The sequence below is a fragment of the Bartonella sp. MR168JLCBS genome, assembly GCF_042194175.1.
Genome location: NZ_JBHIMP010000068.1, coordinates 323 through 1,195, shown reverse-complemented (window position 1 = coordinate 1,195; position 873 = coordinate 323). Strand labels below are relative to the sequence as shown.

The following is an 873-nucleotide window of genomic DNA, read 5'->3' as shown; positions in this document are numbered from 1 at the left end:
AATTCTATTTTGACGAATGGGAGGATTTGTAAAGGATGTTGTGGAAAATTGTTGTCTTATAAGGATACCAGTTTGAGGGAATGGTGGCAATTTGTTTGAAAGGTTAAAGAGTGAGCACAATACAAAATTTCAAACATGTTGATTGGTTGCAGCAGAGTCAACTCCAAACGCTTCTTCATGTTTTATCTTTGGACGGTGAAGAGGCACGTATTGTTGGGGGGGCAGTGCGTAATCAGCTGTTAGAGCAACCGATTAGTGGTATTGATGTTGCTACAACCTGTTTTCCACAACAGGTTATAGCGCGTGTAGAAGAAGCGGGATTTAAAGCTATTCCTACAGGTATTGCGTTTGGTACAGTCACGGTGGTTGCTCAGTCATGTTCTTATGAGGTTACAACTCTTCGCTCTGATATTGAAACGGATGGTCGTCATGCAAAAGTGGCGTTTGATCGTGATTGGCAAAAAGATGCTGAACGGCGCGATTTTACTATGAATGCGCTTTATTGTGATGCTGATGGCAATCTTTATGATGCAGTAGGAGGTTTGAACGATGTTGCGAGCAGAACAATACGTTTTATCGGTATTCCAGAGAATCGTATTCGCGAAGATTATTTGCGTATTTTGCGGTTTTTTCGCTTTTTTGCTTGGTATGGAGCGGGACGACCTGATGTGCAAGGATTGAAAGCGTGTGTTTATTTAAAACACGGTCTGCAAAAACTTTCATCTGAGCGTATTTGGGGGGAAATGAAAAAACTTCTCGCTGCTCCCAATCCAACACGTGCTCTTTTATGGATGCGCCAGAGTGGAATTTTGACACTCATTTTCCCTGAAACAGAAAAATGGGGTATTGATGCGATTCATTCACTTGTGAAAA

General features: G+C 41.7%; 1 pseudogene. It reads left to right on the top strand.

The annotated features are described in order from the left end of the window. Nucleotides 1-110: 110 nt before the first annotated feature. Nucleotides 111-873: pseudogene (locus tag ACFIK8_RS09105) on the top strand (CCA tRNA nucleotidyltransferase); the annotation flags it as partial.